This window comes from Microbulbifer elongatus, from assembly GCF_020524885.1.
Taxonomy (GTDB): Bacteria; Pseudomonadota; Gammaproteobacteria; order Pseudomonadales; family Cellvibrionaceae; genus Microbulbifer; species Microbulbifer elongatus_A.
In genome coordinates this window covers 499,786-515,940 of record NZ_JAIVKJ010000001.1, presented here as the reverse complement: position 1 = coordinate 515,940, position 16,155 = coordinate 499,786, and the positions used below count along the sequence as shown (strand labels likewise).

Annotated in this window: 14 protein-coding genes; 7 read left to right on the top strand and 7 right to left on the bottom strand. The window is 58.2% G+C overall.

Annotated elements, in window-relative coordinates; translation table 11 throughout:
* Positions 1-73 precede the first annotated feature (73 nt).
* Together dapA and lpxL are read right to left on the bottom strand one after the other, a co-directional pair.
* Entirely contained in the window at positions 74-949 is an 876-nt protein-coding gene (gene dapA / locus LC059_RS02000; RefSeq protein WP_226702157.1) for a 4-hydroxy-tetrahydrodipicolinate synthase, read from the bottom strand.
* Positions 950-1,086: 137 nt separating this feature from the next.
* Positions 1,087-2,112: an LpxL/LpxP family Kdo(2)-lipid IV(A) lauroyl/palmitoleoyl acyltransferase gene (gene lpxL, locus LC059_RS01995; protein WP_226702156.1), complete on the bottom strand. Its 1,026-nt coding sequence runs from the start codon at positions 2,110-2,112 to the stop codon at positions 1,087-1,089.
* A 277-nt stretch (positions 2,113-2,389) separates the two neighbouring features.
* Here lpxL and LC059_RS01990 point away from each other — a divergent pair, with 277 nt between their 5' ends.
* The 3 genes from LC059_RS01990 to LC059_RS01980 are packed head-to-tail and all read left to right on the top strand — an operon-like array spanning position 2,390 to position 5,883.
* On the top strand, positions 2,390-4,015 hold the full coding sequence (locus tag LC059_RS01990; protein ID WP_226702155.1) for a CoA transferase: 1,626 nt from the start codon (positions 2,390-2,392) through the stop codon (positions 4,013-4,015).
* Positions 4,016-4,018: 3 nt separating this feature from the next.
* The gene (locus tag LC059_RS01985; protein WP_226702154.1) at positions 4,019-5,338 is read left to right on the top strand and encodes a carbohydrate porin; all 1,320 of its coding nucleotides are present in this window, start codon (positions 4,019-4,021) and stop codon (positions 5,336-5,338) included.
* A gap of 20 nt (positions 5,339-5,358) precedes the next feature.
* On the top strand, positions 5,359-5,883 hold the full coding sequence (locus LC059_RS01980; protein ID WP_226702153.1) for a hypothetical protein: 525 nt from the start codon (positions 5,359-5,361) through the stop codon (positions 5,881-5,883).
* An 84-nt stretch (positions 5,884-5,967) separates the two neighbouring features.
* Here the strand turns inward: LC059_RS01980 and LC059_RS01975 are convergent, their stop codons facing one another.
* The 3 genes from LC059_RS01975 to fabV form a co-directional block, all read right to left on the bottom strand.
* On the bottom strand, positions 5,968-6,198 hold the full coding sequence (locus tag LC059_RS01975) for a DUF2789 domain-containing protein (RefSeq protein WP_226702152.1): 231 nt from the start codon (positions 6,196-6,198) through the stop codon (positions 5,968-5,970).
* Positions 6,199-6,364: 166 nt separating this feature from the next.
* Positions 6,365-7,408, bottom strand: a complete 1,044-nt coding sequence (locus LC059_RS01970; protein ID WP_226702151.1) for an NADP(H)-dependent aldo-keto reductase — start codon at positions 7,406-7,408, stop codon at positions 6,365-6,367.
* Positions 7,409-7,523: 115 nt separating this feature from the next.
* The gene (gene fabV, locus LC059_RS01965; protein WP_226702150.1) at positions 7,524-8,702 is read right to left on the bottom strand and encodes an enoyl-ACP reductase FabV; all 1,179 of its coding nucleotides are present in this window, start codon (positions 8,700-8,702) and stop codon (positions 7,524-7,526) included.
* A 443-nt stretch (positions 8,703-9,145) separates the two neighbouring features.
* On the opposite strand from fabV, the gene LC059_RS01960 reads away from it, so the two are divergent.
* Entirely contained in the window at positions 9,146-9,559 is a 414-nt protein-coding gene (locus LC059_RS01960; RefSeq protein WP_226702149.1) for an acyl-CoA thioesterase, read from the top strand.
* 86 nt (positions 9,560-9,645) lie between these two features.
* Here LC059_RS01960 and LC059_RS01955 read toward each other — a convergent pair whose 3' ends face one another.
* Positions 9,646-10,503 (bottom strand): universal stress protein, encoded by an 858-nt coding sequence (locus LC059_RS01955; RefSeq protein ID WP_226702148.1) that lies wholly within the window; start codon positions 10,501-10,503, stop codon positions 9,646-9,648.
* Between the two features lie 199 nt (positions 10,504-10,702).
* Positions 10,703-12,211 carry a SulP family inorganic anion transporter gene (locus LC059_RS01950; protein WP_413231529.1) on the bottom strand — a complete coding sequence of 503 codons (1,509 nt, stop codon included), beginning with the start codon at positions 12,209-12,211 and terminating at the stop codon, positions 10,703-10,705.
* A gap of 553 nt (positions 12,212-12,764) precedes the next feature.
* Here LC059_RS01950 and LC059_RS01945 point away from each other — a divergent pair.
* The 3 genes from LC059_RS01945 (at position 12,765) to LC059_RS01935 (ending at position 16,148) form a co-directional block, all read left to right on the top strand.
* Positions 12,765-14,045, top strand: coding sequence for an efflux RND transporter periplasmic adaptor subunit (locus LC059_RS01945; RefSeq protein WP_226702147.1), 1,281 nt, complete (start codon positions 12,765-12,767; stop codon positions 14,043-14,045).
* A 76-nt stretch (positions 14,046-14,121) separates the two neighbouring features.
* Positions 14,122-14,823, top strand: a complete 702-nt coding sequence (locus LC059_RS01940; protein ID WP_226702146.1) for an ABC transporter ATP-binding protein — start codon at positions 14,122-14,124, stop codon at positions 14,821-14,823.
* Positions 14,824-14,834: 11 nt separating this feature from the next.
* The gene (locus LC059_RS01935; RefSeq protein ID WP_226702145.1) at positions 14,835-16,148 is read left to right on the top strand and encodes an ABC transporter permease; all 1,314 of its coding nucleotides are present in this window, start codon (positions 14,835-14,837) and stop codon (positions 16,146-16,148) included.
* Positions 16,149-16,155 lie beyond the last annotated feature (7 nt).

Here is a 16,155-nt window from a genome sequence, read left to right as displayed (position 1 = left end):
GGGGCTTTGGCCGTCTGGCCGGGGCACCCTTTCTGCAAAAGCCGCCCTCGAAAGCCGAAAAATGATTAACCTGTCAGAGCACGCCTGCACTGCGCAGCGCATCGCGCACCACACCGTGGTGCTCGGGTGACAGTACGGTGAGTGGCAGGCGAATACCGCTGTCAATGCGGCCCATTTCTTTTAGTGCCCATTTCACCGGTATGGGGTTGGACTCCACAAACAGCGTTTTGTGCAATATGTCGATACGCTGATTGATCGCACGGGCGGTTTCGGCGTCGCCGGCCAGTGCCGCTTCGCACATCTGGGCCACCGCCGCCGGCGCCACATTGGCCGTCACGCTGATATTTCCGTGACCGCCGAGCAGAATCAGCTCTACCGCTGTTGCATCGTCACCGGAGTAGACCGCAAAACCTTCCGGGGTCAGCTCAATCACTTCGCGCGCGCGCTCCAGATCGCCGGTGGCTTCCTTGATGCCCACAATGTTGCTCACCGCGGAGAGGCGTTTTACGGTTTCCGGCAGCATATCCACAGCGGTGCGTCCGGGCACATTGTAGAGGATCTGCGGGATATCGACGGCTTTCGCCACAGTTTTGAAATGCTGGTACAGCCCTTCCTGGGTCGGCTTGTTGTAGTAAGGGGTCACCAACAGGCAGGCATCTGCGCCACACTTAGCCGCAGTGGCGGTGAGTTCGATGGCTTCGGTGGTGGAATTGGCGCCGGTACCCGCGATCACAGGAATGCGACCTGCGACCTGATCGACCACACGGCGGATGACCTCAAGGTGCTCGTGCACGTCGAGCGTGGCTGACTCGCCGGTAGTGCCGACGGCCACCAAGGCGCGGGTGCCCTGCTCTATATGCCACTCCACCAGCTCATGCAGTTTGTCCCAGTCGAGGCTGCCATCTGCATACATGGGTGTGGCCAGTGCCACCATACTGCCGGAAATCATTGCAACTCCTTCTCCAGCCGGGCGGATGCCGGCCTGTACCGCCAAAAAATGAATGCGGTATGTTACTGAGCGTGCCAGTTCGATGCCAGCGCAAAAAACTCATCCTGCCACATGACACCAAACAGGTCACAAATTGATCACTTTTTGCGCTTTTTACGCCGTCTCTTGCGCGGTGGATAAAAGCTCTCCTCCCCTTCCGGGCGCGTCTTGAAACGGCGATGCACCCACATATATTGGGACGGATTCTCGCGCAAGCGCGCTTCCACAAACTGATTGACCAGCACGGCGTCTTTCAGTTCGTCACCGGAAGGGATTTCCTCAATGGGAGGGAAGACCTTCACGTGATACAGGCCTTTTTCCTCCAGTCGGGTCACCGTGTAGGGGACCACCTGGGCGCGGCCGACACGGGCAAAGCGTGAAGTCCCGGTCACGGTCGCGGCGGGAACACCGAACAGCGGGGCGAACACCCCCTGCTTGATACCGTAATCCTGGTCCGGTGCGTACCACACAGCACGCCCCTTCTGCAGGGCGCGCAACATGCCGCGCACATCCTTGCGCTGGAATACATCGGCATCTTCCCCGTGGCGCTCGCGGCCCTTGCGCTGCATATAGTCGTACACGGGGTTCTTGTGGGGGCGGTACATGCCCGCGACCGAGTGGCTCATGGAAATAAACGCCGCGCCGATTTCCAGCGTGGTGAAGTGCATCGCCATCATCACAACCCCCTGCCCGCGGCTGTGTGGCTCCTGTAGGTACTCCAGCCCTTCGATGGTAAAGCGCTTGCGCAGCCAGCGGCTGGAGCGGAACCAGGCCATGCCGGTTTCCATGATCGCAATGCCGTTGGATGCGAAATTGCGGCGCAGCAGTTGCTCGCGCTCTTGCGCGGACAGTTCGGGGAAGCATAGAGCCAGATTGCGCTCGGCAATGATCCGACGGCTGGTGGCAAAGCGCAGCATCAGCTTGCCCAAAACGCGACCGATCGCCATCTGCCAGCGGTAAGGCAGCTGTGACACAAGGGCCCAGAGGCCAAAGAGGAACCAGTTCAGCCAGTAACGGGGATGAAGCAGGGCAATACGAAAATGCGGTTTTTCCATAAATAGCGGGCAGCTGCGGTGGGAAAGCGGATACCCGGAAGCCAGAGCGCCGGGTAGAAAACGGCGCATTATAGCCGCGCCCGCCGCCTCGAGGGTACTCCCCGAGCATTAGCACCTCCACTAAGACCTCTGCGGCGCTTCCCATAGGCTTTGTCCGGCTTCCATACACCCTCCCAATGACGCCATATCCGGGCGGGAACATCGTAAAGTCTATGCAGTAGAAGCTGGTGACAGCTTTCGCAGCAACACCAGCGGTACCACCCGTTTGAGCCTAAGTTTAAGTTTAGCCTGCGGATTCGCTCTGCCGGCATGCGCTCGACCGTTAACCCGCTCAAGATGGTTCTCCATGCATAGAAGCCGCAGGCAATTCCTCCGCTCTACTGCCGGTGCTTTTCTCTCAACGGCCCTTGGCAGCCAGTTCGCCCCCTCTGCACTTGCCCGCTCCATTAGCGCAGCGCAAGACGCCAGCGCTAGTGCCGTTACCGATGACTTCGATATCGATCAGGCCTTTGCCGCATTCATGCAGGACCTCGGGCGCAGCGCCGACGATGCCGGCGGCACTGTCACCTTTACCGGCCGCGACCCGATTTTGCGCAGTCATTTCCGTATCGGTACCTGTATGGCCCTGCCGGCCATGGCGGCCGCCGTAGGTGCCGCCGCGATTTGGAAAGCGCGCACCGGCGAGAGCCAGGACTTGAAGGTCGATCTGCGCGAGTCCGTTTACAACATCAACCCAATCATCGGCATGGTGATGCAACAGCGACAGAAAATGGGCGCGCTGCCGGCCGATGATGTGATCGCCAACAGCATTACGTTCGTGCCTTCGGTCAACGGTAAGCTCTACCAAGCGCCTCTGGGTCTGGACAACCCCATGTCCTTCATACCCTTCGAGACCAAAGACGGCCGATATATGAACATTACCGGCATATATCCGCACCTTTATCATCGAGCGCTTAACGTACTGAATGCCCCGCCTGATCGTGCATCCATCATTCAAGCGGTCAAGCAATGGGATGCCGAGGCGTTGGATCAGGCACTGGCCGACGCCGGTGCTGTGGCGGGTATCCACCGCACCGCAGAAGAATGGCTGGCAACCCCCGAGGGCAAGTACCTCGCCAATAAGCCACTGATTGAAATCGTGAAGGTCGCCGATTCAGATCCGGTGCCATTCACCGAAGACCCGGAGCAGCCGCTATCGGGAATTCGCTGCCTGTCACTCACCCACGTGATTGCCGGTACCACCGCGGCGCGCACCCTCGCGGAACAGGGGGCCGAAGTTCTGCAAATCGCTCGCGATCAGTCGTTCGAACACGAGGCACTGGTAACCGATGTGAATGTGGGCATGCGTTCCGCGTGGCTCGACCTGCGCACCCCCAAAGACAAACAGACCCTGATGGCGCTGCTGCCCAAGGCGGATGTATTTATCGAGGGGTTTCGCGGCCGCTCCATCAAGAATCTTGGGTTTGCGATTGAGACAGTCGCCAAGAAACGCCCCGGTATCGTGTACCTCTCACTGCGGGGCTATAGCTGGGATGGTCCCTGGAAAGACCGCGCCGCATTCGACATGGAAGCCGTCACGGTTACCGGATACACCATGGCGGAGGGTGACGGTAAACGGCCCCAGTTTCCACCCACGTTGGTACTGAACGACTATATCGCCGGTTATCTCGGCGCCGCGGGAATCACCGAGGCGCTGCGGCGTCGCGCCGAATCCGGTGGCAGCTACCACGTGCGCATAAGCCTTGCCCGCGCTGCCATGTGGTACAAGAGCCTGGGCATGTTCCCCAGCAAAGAGTTCGATGCCAAGTCCCCCGAGCACCGCATGCAGCCGCCGGAAATCCTCACGGCCGATTCCCCTTACGGCGAGGTGCGACGCCTGGCACCACAGGTAAAGTACTCGAAAACCCCGGGGCGCTGGCGCGAGCCTTTGGTGAGTGTGCGCGGCAGCGATTTGCCACGCTGGGAGACCTGAGCCATGACAATCACCGGTATAGTGCCTATTCCTGCAACACTAATACTTGCTGCACTGCTGGCCACTACCGCGGCGCACGGCGAGCAGCAAACAGGCTCTGTTGCGGAGGAGACTCTCTACGGGCAGGCGGAAAGCGACAGCGAGAAACCGGACCTGCTCGACGGCACTCTTTCCGCAGGTGGCGACCTTGAAGAGATCGACCGCCCCAAGAGCGGCCGGCTGCGCTTCCCTACCGGGCTGCAAAACTGGCTTCAGACCAAGCAGCGCTGGCAAGAAGAAAAAGGCTTTTCCATTGGAGGCTCTTACCAGATTCTGGGGCAGAACTATTCTGACAGCGTGATTGATGAAGACAGCTCAGTGGGGCACAAGTTTACCCTCAATCTGGGCTTCGCCCTCACCAATCGCGGCCAGCCCAACGCCCTGCAATTCGATGTGGCTATCGAAGACCGGCGCCCGCTGGGCACTGAGCTTGCTCCTCTACAGGCCGGATTGGGGGCGGGCTCGATTGTGCCCACTGCCGCTACCTGGGGCGACTTCGAGCTGGGCATTACGCAGGCGTACGTTCGTCAAAATCTCGCGGAAAATCGTTTTCAGTGGACCGTGGGTAAGGTGTTCGCGCCCAACTACATCAACGCCTACCCATTTTTCGATGACAACCGCCAGTTCCTCAGCCAGACCTTTTCCACCAGTCCAACGATTGCCACCCCCCTGCGCGGCTTTGGCGCCGTCGCAGCGGCCTACCCCAGCGAACACAACAATTTCTATATCCTCTCCGGTGTCTATACGGCGCTCAGCGACGACACCGGCGTCACCGTGGATGACTTTTTCAGCAAAGACGAGCGCTTCTACCATGTGCAGCTGGGGCGCAGCGCCCTCGCGCGCAGTCCCACGCCCATTCATGCCCGCGGGCCCACGGATACGGACAACCTCAGCGTCGACATCTGGTATCGCGACGCACTGCAAGACGGCAGCCCCCGCGCCTACGGGATGGCATTTAACTGGAACCAGCTGATCGGTGAAAATCTGATGCCGTTTGTGCGCGGCGGCTGGTCGGAAGGATGGTTTGTGGACCGCAACCTGACAGTCGGCATGGGGTGGAAACCCTGCGCGGATTACTCAGACCTGTTTGGGATCGGCATCGGCTGGGCGCGCCCCGAAAATGACATCCTGCGCAGCCAGACCACAGCGGAAATTTTTTACCGCTTCCATCTCACACCGCAGTTTGCGATCACACCGGCAATTCAGGTGATCAAGGACCCATCCCTGAATCCATCAGAGTCCACGTTATGGACCGGTGGCCTGCGATTGCGCCTGGCGTTTTAAGTGACTGGGGCGAGGGCGTCATGGACGAGAAACACAAGGAATTATTAACGCTGGAGCGCGGCGCGCTGATTGCCGACATCATCGGTGGTGTCGCCGTCGTAATATCCATTATTTACCTGGCGTACCAGGTTGGCGAGAACACAGATGCACTAAAAGTACAGACATCGCAAGCTTTGCTCGAGCTACATATTCAGCGCGCAGCCTGGTATCAGGATCTCGAGCATGCAGAATTGATGCTGCAGGGAGATTCCAAGCCGTCTACCCTCTCGTCCGCTGAATGGGCAATGTATTCAAAGGACAAAGCGACCGCCTTTAATCTGTGGGAGCAGGCAAATTATGGCTACCGGCTCGGTGGTGTCGATGAGGAGCAATGGGCGAGCTGGGATCGCTACTTTGCCTATTCGCTCTGCACACCAGGGACACTCTATTTTTGGGAGATAGAACGTCACGCCTGGGGGGAACCCTTCCAGGAACACATTGACAAGCAATTGGCGAACTGCAAGCAGGCCTCTAAAAACTCTTCATCCAGAGGCAAGCCAGAGTAGTACCCAGGGCTTCTCGTGCATCGACCGCCCCCAGGCTCGCCATCACACGTCGCGGCAATTACCCAAAACGGTTTTCAACACAAGTTAGTGACGCAGCAGCGCATCCAGCTCGTCCACAACTTCACACCAGTCGGAGTCTTCCACAATCGCGTCGCGCAGAAACTTGCGCTGGCTTTCGCTCCAGAACTCGGCCCGCGCCAGCTTTTCCTCGCCCGACAGGTGGTGACGACTCAGGAAGTCCTCGATCGCCGTATCGTCGGAGCCGAGCCCCAACTGGGCAAACAGATCATTGATGGTGTGATGTCCCGTTTCCATTGCGTTTCCCCTTCTTTACGAACATTGTTCCGCTGGCGTGATATACCGCGGCCTGCATTCCAGTATAGATAAGCCGGCGCCAACCTGACTCGGTTTACGAGTCACTTTCCGGTTGCCGCTCGGCTCGTCGGCACACCATTTGGAATGCCGGCGCGAGGGGAGGAATTCAAGGGGCGGGATTGGGATTTTTGTGGTGAATCTCGCCAATCGCGGCCATTAATTCATCACTCAAGGTCAACTCCCCACTGGCTATATTGCTCTTCAATTGCCCCATGGTAGTTGCACCAATGATATTGGAGGTGACAAACGGTTGCTGGGTGACGAATGCCAGGGCCATCTGCGCCGGATCCAGGCCGAACTCCCGGGCGAGGTGCACGTACTGCTCGGTCGCACTGACCGCCCGCTCACCGGTGTAACGCTGGAAGCGCTCGAACAGTGTCAGGCGCGCGCCCTCGGGTTGAGCACCGTTCAGGTATTTTCCACTCAGGGTGCCGAACGCAAGCGGCGAATAGGCCAGGAGCCCACATTGCTCGCGAATCGCCATTTCCGCCAGGCCCACCTCAAAGGTGCGGTTGAGTAAGCTATAAGGGTTCTGGATGGAGGCCACGCGCGGCCTGTTGCCGTGGGCAGCGAGACGCAGGTAGCGGTGCAGGCCCCAGGGAGTTTCGTTGGAGAGCCCGATATGGCGAACCTTGCCGGCTTTGACCAGTTCCTCCAGCGCCGCCAGGGTTTCACTGATATCCACACCATCATCATCGCCGTGCTGATAGCCGAGCTTGCCAAAAAAGTTGGCCTGGCGCTCCGGCCAGTGCACCTGATACAGGTCGATAACGTCTGTCTTCAATCTCGCGAGGGAGTCGTCACAGGCCTTCAGGATCTGATCCCGGTCGAGTCGGGGGCCGCCACGAATGTGGCCAACACCGGAATTAGCCGCGCTGCGCCCGGTGACCTTGGTGGCCAACACCACGTCATTGCGTTTGCCAGTTTTCTGCAACCAGTTGCCGATAATTTCTTCCGTGCGCCCATAGGTGTCCGCCTTTGGCGGCACCGGGTACATTTCCGCGCAGTCAATAAAGTTGACGCCGTTGCCGGTGGCGTAATCCAGCTGCTCGAATGCCTCGGCCTCGCTGTTCTGCTCACCAAAAGTCATGGTACCCAGGCAGATTTTACTGACCATGAGTTCGGTCTTGCCGAGTTTGCGGGTTTCCATTTTCTTCTCCTGCAAAATTTGCGGCTTCATTATGCCGGTTTAACGCAAGTCTTTCAGGCACAAAACAAAAACGCCGGGCAATTGCCCGGCGTTTTATAAGTCAGCAGATCACGGCTTATTTAAAGTCCGCCTCCACCAGCGGGCTGGTTTCGGCTTCGTAATCGACACCGTTTACACCAAAGCCAAACAGCTTCAGGAAGTCGTCGCTGTAGCCTTTGTAATCGGTCAGCTCAAACAGATTTGCCTCGGTCACTTCCGGCCAAAGTTTTTCAATCTTGGCCTGGGTTTCCGGGCGCAATTCCTTGTCATCCATACGGAAGCGGTTGGTGTCGTCCAGGCGCGGGCTGTCGGTGTACAGACCTTCGGTGTAAAGGCGGTACAGCTGTTCGATACAGCCCTCGTGGGTGCCCTCTTCCTTCATCACCTTGTAGACAAGAGAGATGTACAGCGGCATGACCGGAATGGCGGAGCTGGACTGGGTGACCAGGGCTTTCAATACCGCAACGTTCGCGCTGGCACTGCCGCTGTCGCTGATAGCCTTGGCGGCACGATCCAGGTCTTCTTTGGCTTTGCCGATGGTGGCATGGCCATAGATCGGCCAGGTAAGTTTTTCACCGATGTAGGTGTAGGCGACGGTCTTGCAATCGTCCGCCAGCACGCCGGCATCGCCCAGGGCTTTCATCCACAGCTCCCAGTCTTCACCACCCATGACTTTGACCGTGGCTGCGATTTCTTCTTCATTCGCAGGGTCAACGCTGATATCAGAGATTTCCAGCTTGTCGGTGTTGAGGTTCTTGGCGGTGTAGGACTTGCCAATAGGCTTCAGCACGGAGCTGTACAGTTCACCGGTTTCCGGATCGGTACGGCGCGGCGAAGCGAGGCTGTAGATAACCAGGTCGATCTTGCCGAGATCCTGTTTGATCATGTCGATGGCCTGGGCCTTGATCTCATTGGAGAAGGCGTCGCCATTGATACTTTTGGCATACAGGCCGGCCTTGTGGGCCTCTTCCTCAAATGCGGCTGAGTTGTAGTAACCAGCAGAGGCGGTGCGCTTGTCCGTCGGCGGCTTTTCAAAGAAAACGCCAAGGGTTTTTGCACCGCAACCGAAAGCGGCGGTAATACGGGAGGCGAGGCCATAGCCGGTGGAAGCGCCGACAACCAGGACGTTCTTAGGGCCGTCTTCGATGGCGGGCTGGGATTTGATGTATTCGATCTGCTCGCGCACGTTGGCGGCACAGCCCTGCGGGTGGGCATTGGTACAGATAAATCCGCGTACTTTCGGCTTGATGATCATGCCGGGCTCTCTCCGTTGGGTGATTCTTAATTAATGGGACCGCTAAAAGCCGTCGCGAGCCGGACACCGTCAGGCGCACGGGCAGCAGGTTTTCAGTGGTACCCAGGCCGACTGACCGGCCATAAAGCCGCACATTCTAAAGGCTGTTGGGGGTAACGCCCATAGTGACAGATCACGGTTGTGGAGATTTGTGGCCAGAATTTCCGGGTTGGCGGCCAGTTTAGCCAATCATCTGCCTCTGCCACGCCCCCTCATCGTGCGCGCCGCACAAATTTCGAGCGAAATTGACTGAAATTGCAGCGCCAGTCGCTCCGAACGCCTCCGAAACCCGCGAATTTTTTGCCTTTCACTCGCTGGCACAGTTAATGCAAAACCTCCTGTGGCAGCGCGACGGAACGCGGGGCCCTCTTATTTTTTATGGAAAAGCAACGAGGTAATCTCTCATGAAGTACTACTCACGTCATTTCGTTAAACCCGGCGACCTGAACCCAGCCCAACGCCTGTTCGGCGGCCAGGCCCTGGCGTGGATAGATGAGGAAGCGGCTATTTTCGCGGGCTGCCAGATGGGCACCGCAAACATCGTGACCAAACTGATGTCAGAAATTGATTTTGTCAGCTCGGCGGTGTGTGGTGACGTGGTGGAGTTCGGGTTCGAGGTGACGGGTATTGGTCGCTCGTCGCTTACCGTGCACTGTGAAATGCGCAACAAGCAGACCCGGGAACTGATTGTGCGGGTTGAGCGGATTGTATTCGTGGCGCTGGATGCGGAGGGAAAGCCCACGCCGCACAAGAAGGCCGGTATGTCGGTGGCCGAGGCCGCCAACTCTTCTTCGGAGGTGAGCAAGCTGGCCAGCTAACTTTGCGACGCTCCGCGTAAGCAAAAAAGCCTGTGGCTCTGTCTACATTCAGAGGCACAGGCTTTTTGAATTACGGGTCGTGCGCGTTAGCGCAGCAGCAATAATGGCTGGTTGGTTCCCAGCAGCATCTTCGCGGTCACGCTGCCCAGCAGTAAATCGCGCAGTTTGTTGTGGCTAAAGGCCCCCATCACGGTGAGGTCGATATCATGTTCCTGCTGGTAGGCAATCAGCGATTCCACCGTCTTGCCCTGCAGGTTGGCACTGATCACAGAAATCCCGCCATGGCCCAGAGCCTCGGCGCCTTCCGCCAACACAGACTCGGCACCGTCCCCCACATACACCAGGTGACACGTCACCTGTTTGAACACCGGGCTGGTAGCCACCATATCCAGCGCCTTGCGGGCGGACTCACTGCCGTCATAGGCCAGCATAATTGAGCGCGGCGTCTTGAACTCCCGGTTGACCACCAGAATCGGCTTGTGCAGAGAGCGCACGATCGACTCCAGCTGTGCCCCCAGGCCCTTGTTAGACTCCGCGTGCTCCTCGCCACGGATCCCGAGCACCAACACCCGAATATGGTCCTCCAGCTCCACCAGCGACTCGATCAGGCTACCGTGTCGCTGGCAGGTAACCACCCGCTCCGCCCCCGCCTTCAAAGCCCGCTCCCGCGCACCTTCCAGCATTTGCCGCCCCTGTTCCAGAAGCAGCTTTGAACGCTGCTGCTCCAGGCTGGTCAGCTCTTCCAGCAATTCTTCCTGGCTGCCAAGCCCAATACTCCCGGACAGGTCCGCCACGGCAGGCGTGGAGACGCGTTCGATATTGTGCAGGAACTTTATGGGGGCAGACGCGCGATTGGCGATCCAGGCGGCGTAATCACAGACAGCACCACTGAAGCGGGAGCCATCGATGCAGGAGAGTACTACGGGGTCTTTCTGTTCGGTCATTTATTATTTTCTCTCGTTATCGCAGGTCACTTTCAAAGTATAGAAATCAAATGCGAAGCTCGAGTGCCGGGGGAGGGATTTCAAAAGCGTCGGCGACAGGGACGTCGCCGACGCAGCGTACAGGGATGTATTTACAGCGGTTTTGAAATCCCTCACCCGGTGCTCGAGCGCCACGGGACCTCAAAAAAGAACCCTGTACTTAGTGCCCCCCCAGCACCTTCTCAATTTCTTCCGGCTTATCGTGCACACCAAAGCGGTCAACGATCGTCGAGCTCGCCTCATTCAGGCCAATCAGCTCAACTTCGGCACCCTCTCGGCGGAACTTCACCACCGCCTTGTCCAGAGAGTACACCGCCGACACATCCCAGAAATGCGCCCGGCTCAGGTCAATCACCACCTTGTCCAGCGCCTCTTTAAAATCAAACGCCGCTACAAACTTGTCCGACGAATTGAAGAACACCTGCCCCACAACCTTGTAGGTCCGGCAATTCTGCTCCTCATCCAGCTCCGAGCTCACATACATAAAGTGGCTCACCTTGTTGGCGAAGAACAGGGAAGCCAGCAGCACACCCACAAACACGCCAAACGCCAGGTTATGGGTAAACACTACCACAATCACCGTAGACAGCATCACCAGATTGGTCGACAACGGCAGCTTGTTCAGATTGCGGATGGAACCCCAGTCAAAGGTACCGATGGAAACCATGATCATCACGGCCACCAGCGCGGCCATCGGAATCACCGCCACCCAGTCACTCAGGAATACCACCAGCGTCAACAGGCCCACGCCTGCCACCAGGGTAGACAGACGGCCGCGACCACCGGATTTCACGTTGATTACGGACTGGCCGATCATCGCACAGCCCGCCATTCCGCCGAGCATACCGGCACCGATATTGGCAATACCCTGGCCCTTGCACTCGCGGTTCTTGTCACTGTTGGTATCGGTCAGATCGTCCACGATGGTGGCGGTCATCAGGGATTCCAGCAGACCCACCACGGCGAGTCCCGCTGAATACGGGAAGATAATCTTCAGGGTCTCAAAGTTCAGCGGTACATCCGGCCACAGGAAGATCGGCAAGGTGTCCGGCAGTTCACCCATATCACCAACGGTGCGGATATCCAGCCCCATCACTACGGCGACCGCGGTCAGAACGAGAATGCATACCAGCGGAGACGGCAGGATTTTGCCCACCACCGGTACGTAGGGGAACAGGTAGATGATGCCAAGGCCCGCAGCAGTCATGGCGTAAACATGCCAGGTGACGTCGGTCAGTTCGGGAAGCTGGGCCATAAAGATAAGGATGGCCAGGGCGTTGACGAAGCCCGTGACCACGGCCCTCGAGACGAAGCTCATCAGGCTGCCGAGCTTGAGGTAGCCGGCGATGATCTGCAGCACCCCGGTTAACAGGGTGGCCGCGAGCAGGTATTGAAGCCCGTGCTCTTTGACGAGCGTCACCATCAACAGGGCCATGGCGCCGGTCGCGGCGGAGATCATGCCCGGACGGCCACCGACGAAGGCGATGACGACGGCGATACAGAAGGAGGCGTAGAGGCCTACGCGGGGGTCGACGCCGGCAATGATGGAGAAGGCGATGGCCTCGGGGATGAGGGCCAGAGCGACCACGAGGCCGGCGAGCACGTCGCGGCGGATGTTGCCAAACCAGTCGTTCCTGGTGGACGACAACAGGGTGTTGGAGAACTGCATAATCAGGGGAGCCTGTCTGGGATACTGACTTGAGAGTCTTTTTCGAGTCCGATTTTTCAGCCGTAAATCGGGGCGCGGATTCTAGCATCTTGGGGGGGCTGGCTAAAGAACACCCAAGTGGTTTAGCGCACGGATGCAGCTTCGTGGCGGCGACGCTACCGTGTGTAGCTTGGTGAGACACGCCGTATACCCATCCATGGGGGCTCGGCTGCGGCCGTCCTGGCCGCAGACGGTCTCACCAAGCTACACCCGGCATCGCCGCCTTAGCACCTGGCTCATTTACATTTTCTGACATCTCGTGTCGCACTTCCCCACTCCTGTCCGGCCCTACGGACACGGCCTGTCCGGACACTTTTTCCGGACACCTCGCCCTACATCCAAAAACTTTATAAAAATTTATTTTCCTTACTTATCAACGACTTAAGTGAGAAAACCACCTTGGCACGGCAATTGCGATAAGGCCCCTGCATCCAGAAAATCCACTTTGCATCCGGGGGATAAAACACCCGCGTCACAGTGGCAGAAGAACAGATTTCAAGAACTTGGGAACAACATGATCAGAGATACCTCCGGGCAGGACGTCCGACTCGCGCCACAGAGCCCGTGGAAGAACCCGCGCCTGTTGAAGCGCGCAGGCCTTGGCATTGGCGCCGCGGCTTTCGTGGTTTGGGGGCTGATGAGCTGGCAGAGCACCAATGCAGTGGATGCGAGCCTTTCCCTGTCGCGTATCAACATCGCGGCAGTGGAGCGCGGGGACCTGGTGCGGGATCTGGTGGTACAGGGGAAGGTGGTTGCGGCCAACAGCCCTACCCTGTTTAGCCCGGCGCAGGGGATCGTGAAGTTTGCGGTGAAGGCTGGTGATGCGGTTGAGCAGGGGCAATTGCTGGCGGAAGTGGACAGTCCGCAGTTGCAGAACCAGCTGGCCCAGGAAAGCGCCCTGTATAACAAGCTGAGCGTGGAACTGGCGCGGCAAAAGATTCAGGCGAAGCGCCAGCGTCTTGAGAATACCCAGAAGGCGGATCTCGCCAAGGTGGATCTCACTGCGGCCCAGCGGGAGCTGAAGCGCGCGGAGCTTTCCATGGAAAAGCAGATCATCTCCCAACTGGACTTTGAAAAAGCCAGTGATGACCTGGCGCGTGCGGAGCTGGAGTACAAGCAGGCGGTACAGAATGCCCAGCTGGAAAACGAAGCCCTGGCGTTTGAGACCCAGACCCTTGAGTTGCAGGTCTCCCAGCAGAAATTGCAGATGGAAGAGCTGCAGCGCAAGGTGAACGAACTGCAGATCACCTCCCCTGTCGACGGCACCATCGGCAGCCTCTCAACCACCCAACGCGCCGCTGTCGCCGCTAACGCACCATTGCTCACCGTGGTGGACCTCACCAGCTTCGAGCTGGAAGCCGCCGTACCGGAAAACTATGCCGATGACCTGGGTCTCGCCATGGCGGTGGAAATCAATATGGGTGGCAAAAAACTGCCCGGTGAAATCACGGCAATCGCCCCCGAGGTAATCGATGGCCAGGTGATTGCCCGTGTGCGTTTCACGCACCAGCAGCCGGAAAACCTTCGCCAGAACCTGCGCCTGACCGCTCGCGTTCTGCTGGAAAACCGCAGCGATGTAATCCTGGTGAAGCGCGGAGCATTCATTGACCAAACCGGAGGTCGCTTCGCCTGGAAGCTCAACGGTCAGCAGCAGGCGGTGAAGGTGCCAATCACTATCGGTGCGCTGGGGTTAAACCAGGTGGAGATTGTTTCCGGCCTGAAGGAAGGCGACCAGATTATCACTTCCTCCGCTGATGCCCTGGAAAACGCGCAGATTGTTGCACTGCAGGAATAGAAAAATACATCCGTAATAAAACTGCTCAATAATTTTCAAAAAACGATATTTAAAATCAACGACAAGGAAATTCACCATGCTGAAAATGCAAAATATTCGTAAAAGTTATCGCTCTGACACCATCGAGACTCATGCACTCAGAGATTTCAGCCTTGAAGTCAAGGAAGGCGAATTTGTTTCCGTTACCGGACCCAGTGGCTCCGGCAAAACCACCTTCCTCAATATTGCGGGCTTACTCGAAACACCGACCGGTGGTCAGTACTTGCTGGATGGACAGGAAGTGGGTGGACTATCCGACCGCGACCGCTCACACCTGCGCAATGAAAAGATCGGTTTTATCTTTCAGGGCTTCAACCTGATCCCCGACCTCAACCTGTTCGATAACATTGATGTGCCCTTGCGCTACCGCGGCTTCAATGCAAAAGAGCGCCGCCGCCGCATTGAAAAATCCCTCGAGCAGGTTGGCCTCGCTGCACGGGCCAAGCATTTGCCGGCGCAGCTCTCCGGTGGCCAGCAGCAGCGCGTGGCCATTGCCCGTGCGCTGGCCGGCGAGCCGCGTTTCCTGCTCGCGGATGAGCCCACCGGCAACCTGGATTCCCTGATGGCCCGTCAGGTGATGGAGCTGCTGGAGTTCGTCAATGAATGGGGTACCACCATCATCATGGTGACCCACGACCCCGACCTCGCCCGTCGCGCGCATCGCAATATCCAGATCGTCGATGGACAGGTATCCGACCTGCGCCAGGTTGCGCAGCACAAACAATCAGCGATCGCCTGAGGAGACCAGCCATGTTTGGATATTACGTTTCCCTCGCATTACGCAGCTTGCGGCGTACGCCGGTCCTGAGCGCGCTGATGGTCGCGGCAATCGCCGTCGGTGTCGGCGCCGCCATGACCACCCTTACCCTCAATTACATGATGTCGCGCAACGCGCTCGCCGAAAAAGACAGTGTGCTGTATGCAGTACAGCTGGATGGCTGGGATCCGCACGAAGCGGCGGACAACCCCAGTGAAATGCCCTGGCAGCTCACGTACCAGGACTCGGTGAACCTGCTGCGCTCGGACATCCCGTCGAAGCAGGTAGCGATGCACCGCTGGGGTGGACCGATTTCATTGGAAAACTCCGACGTGCGTCCCTTTAACGCGGACTCCCGTGTCACCAGCCGCGATTTTTTCGCCCTATTCGATGTCCCGTTCCTTTTCGGCGGCACCTGGTCGGAAGAAGCGGACCAGAGCCCGATTCACCAACTCGTGCTCACCAGTGAAACGAACGACAAGCTATTCGGTGGGGAAAACAGCGTAGGCCGCACCGTTAACTTCAACGGAGTACCCTTCACCGTGGTTGGTGTTACCGAGCATTGGCAGCCCAGCCCCAAGGTGCACGATCTCAACAATGGCCACTTCAACAAGTCGGCAGAAGTGTTCCTGCCATTTGGCCTGCACCGGGCATTTGAGATTTACCCCTGGGGCAACACCAACGGCTGGAAGTCGGAAGAAATCACCAGTTACGAAGACCGCCTCAACAGTGACATGGTGTGGCTGCAGTACTGGGTGCAACTGGATTCGCCCAAACAGGTAGAGGCCTACCGGGACTTCCTCACCGGTTACATCCGCGAGCAGAAGGAGCAAGGCCGCTTCCCCCGCCCGCTAAAAATTGGCCTCAGTAAGCCGTCTGAATGGCTGTTGCTCAATGAGGTGGTTGACGGCGATGACCGAATGCTGAACTGGTTGTCACTAGCCTTCCTGCTGGTGTGCCTGGTCAACGCCGTTGCATTGCTGCTGGCGAAGTTTCTGCGCAAGGCACCGGAAGCCGGTGTACGCCGGGCGCTTGGCGCCAGCCGAAATGCGGTATTTAGCCAGCACCTGGTGGAGAGCGCCTGTGTCGGATTGCTCGGCGGGCTCGCAGGCATCCTGCTGACCCTCGCCGGCTTGTCACTGATTCGACAACTGCAGATGGGTTATATGGATCGCGTCGCCTCCATGGACTGGACCATGATGCTGGCGGCGATCGGCCTCGCGGTGCTTTCCAGCTTGCTGGCGGGCTTCTACCCCGCCTGGCGTATCAGTCGGACCAATCCGTCCATCTACCTGAAAACCCAATAACACGGCG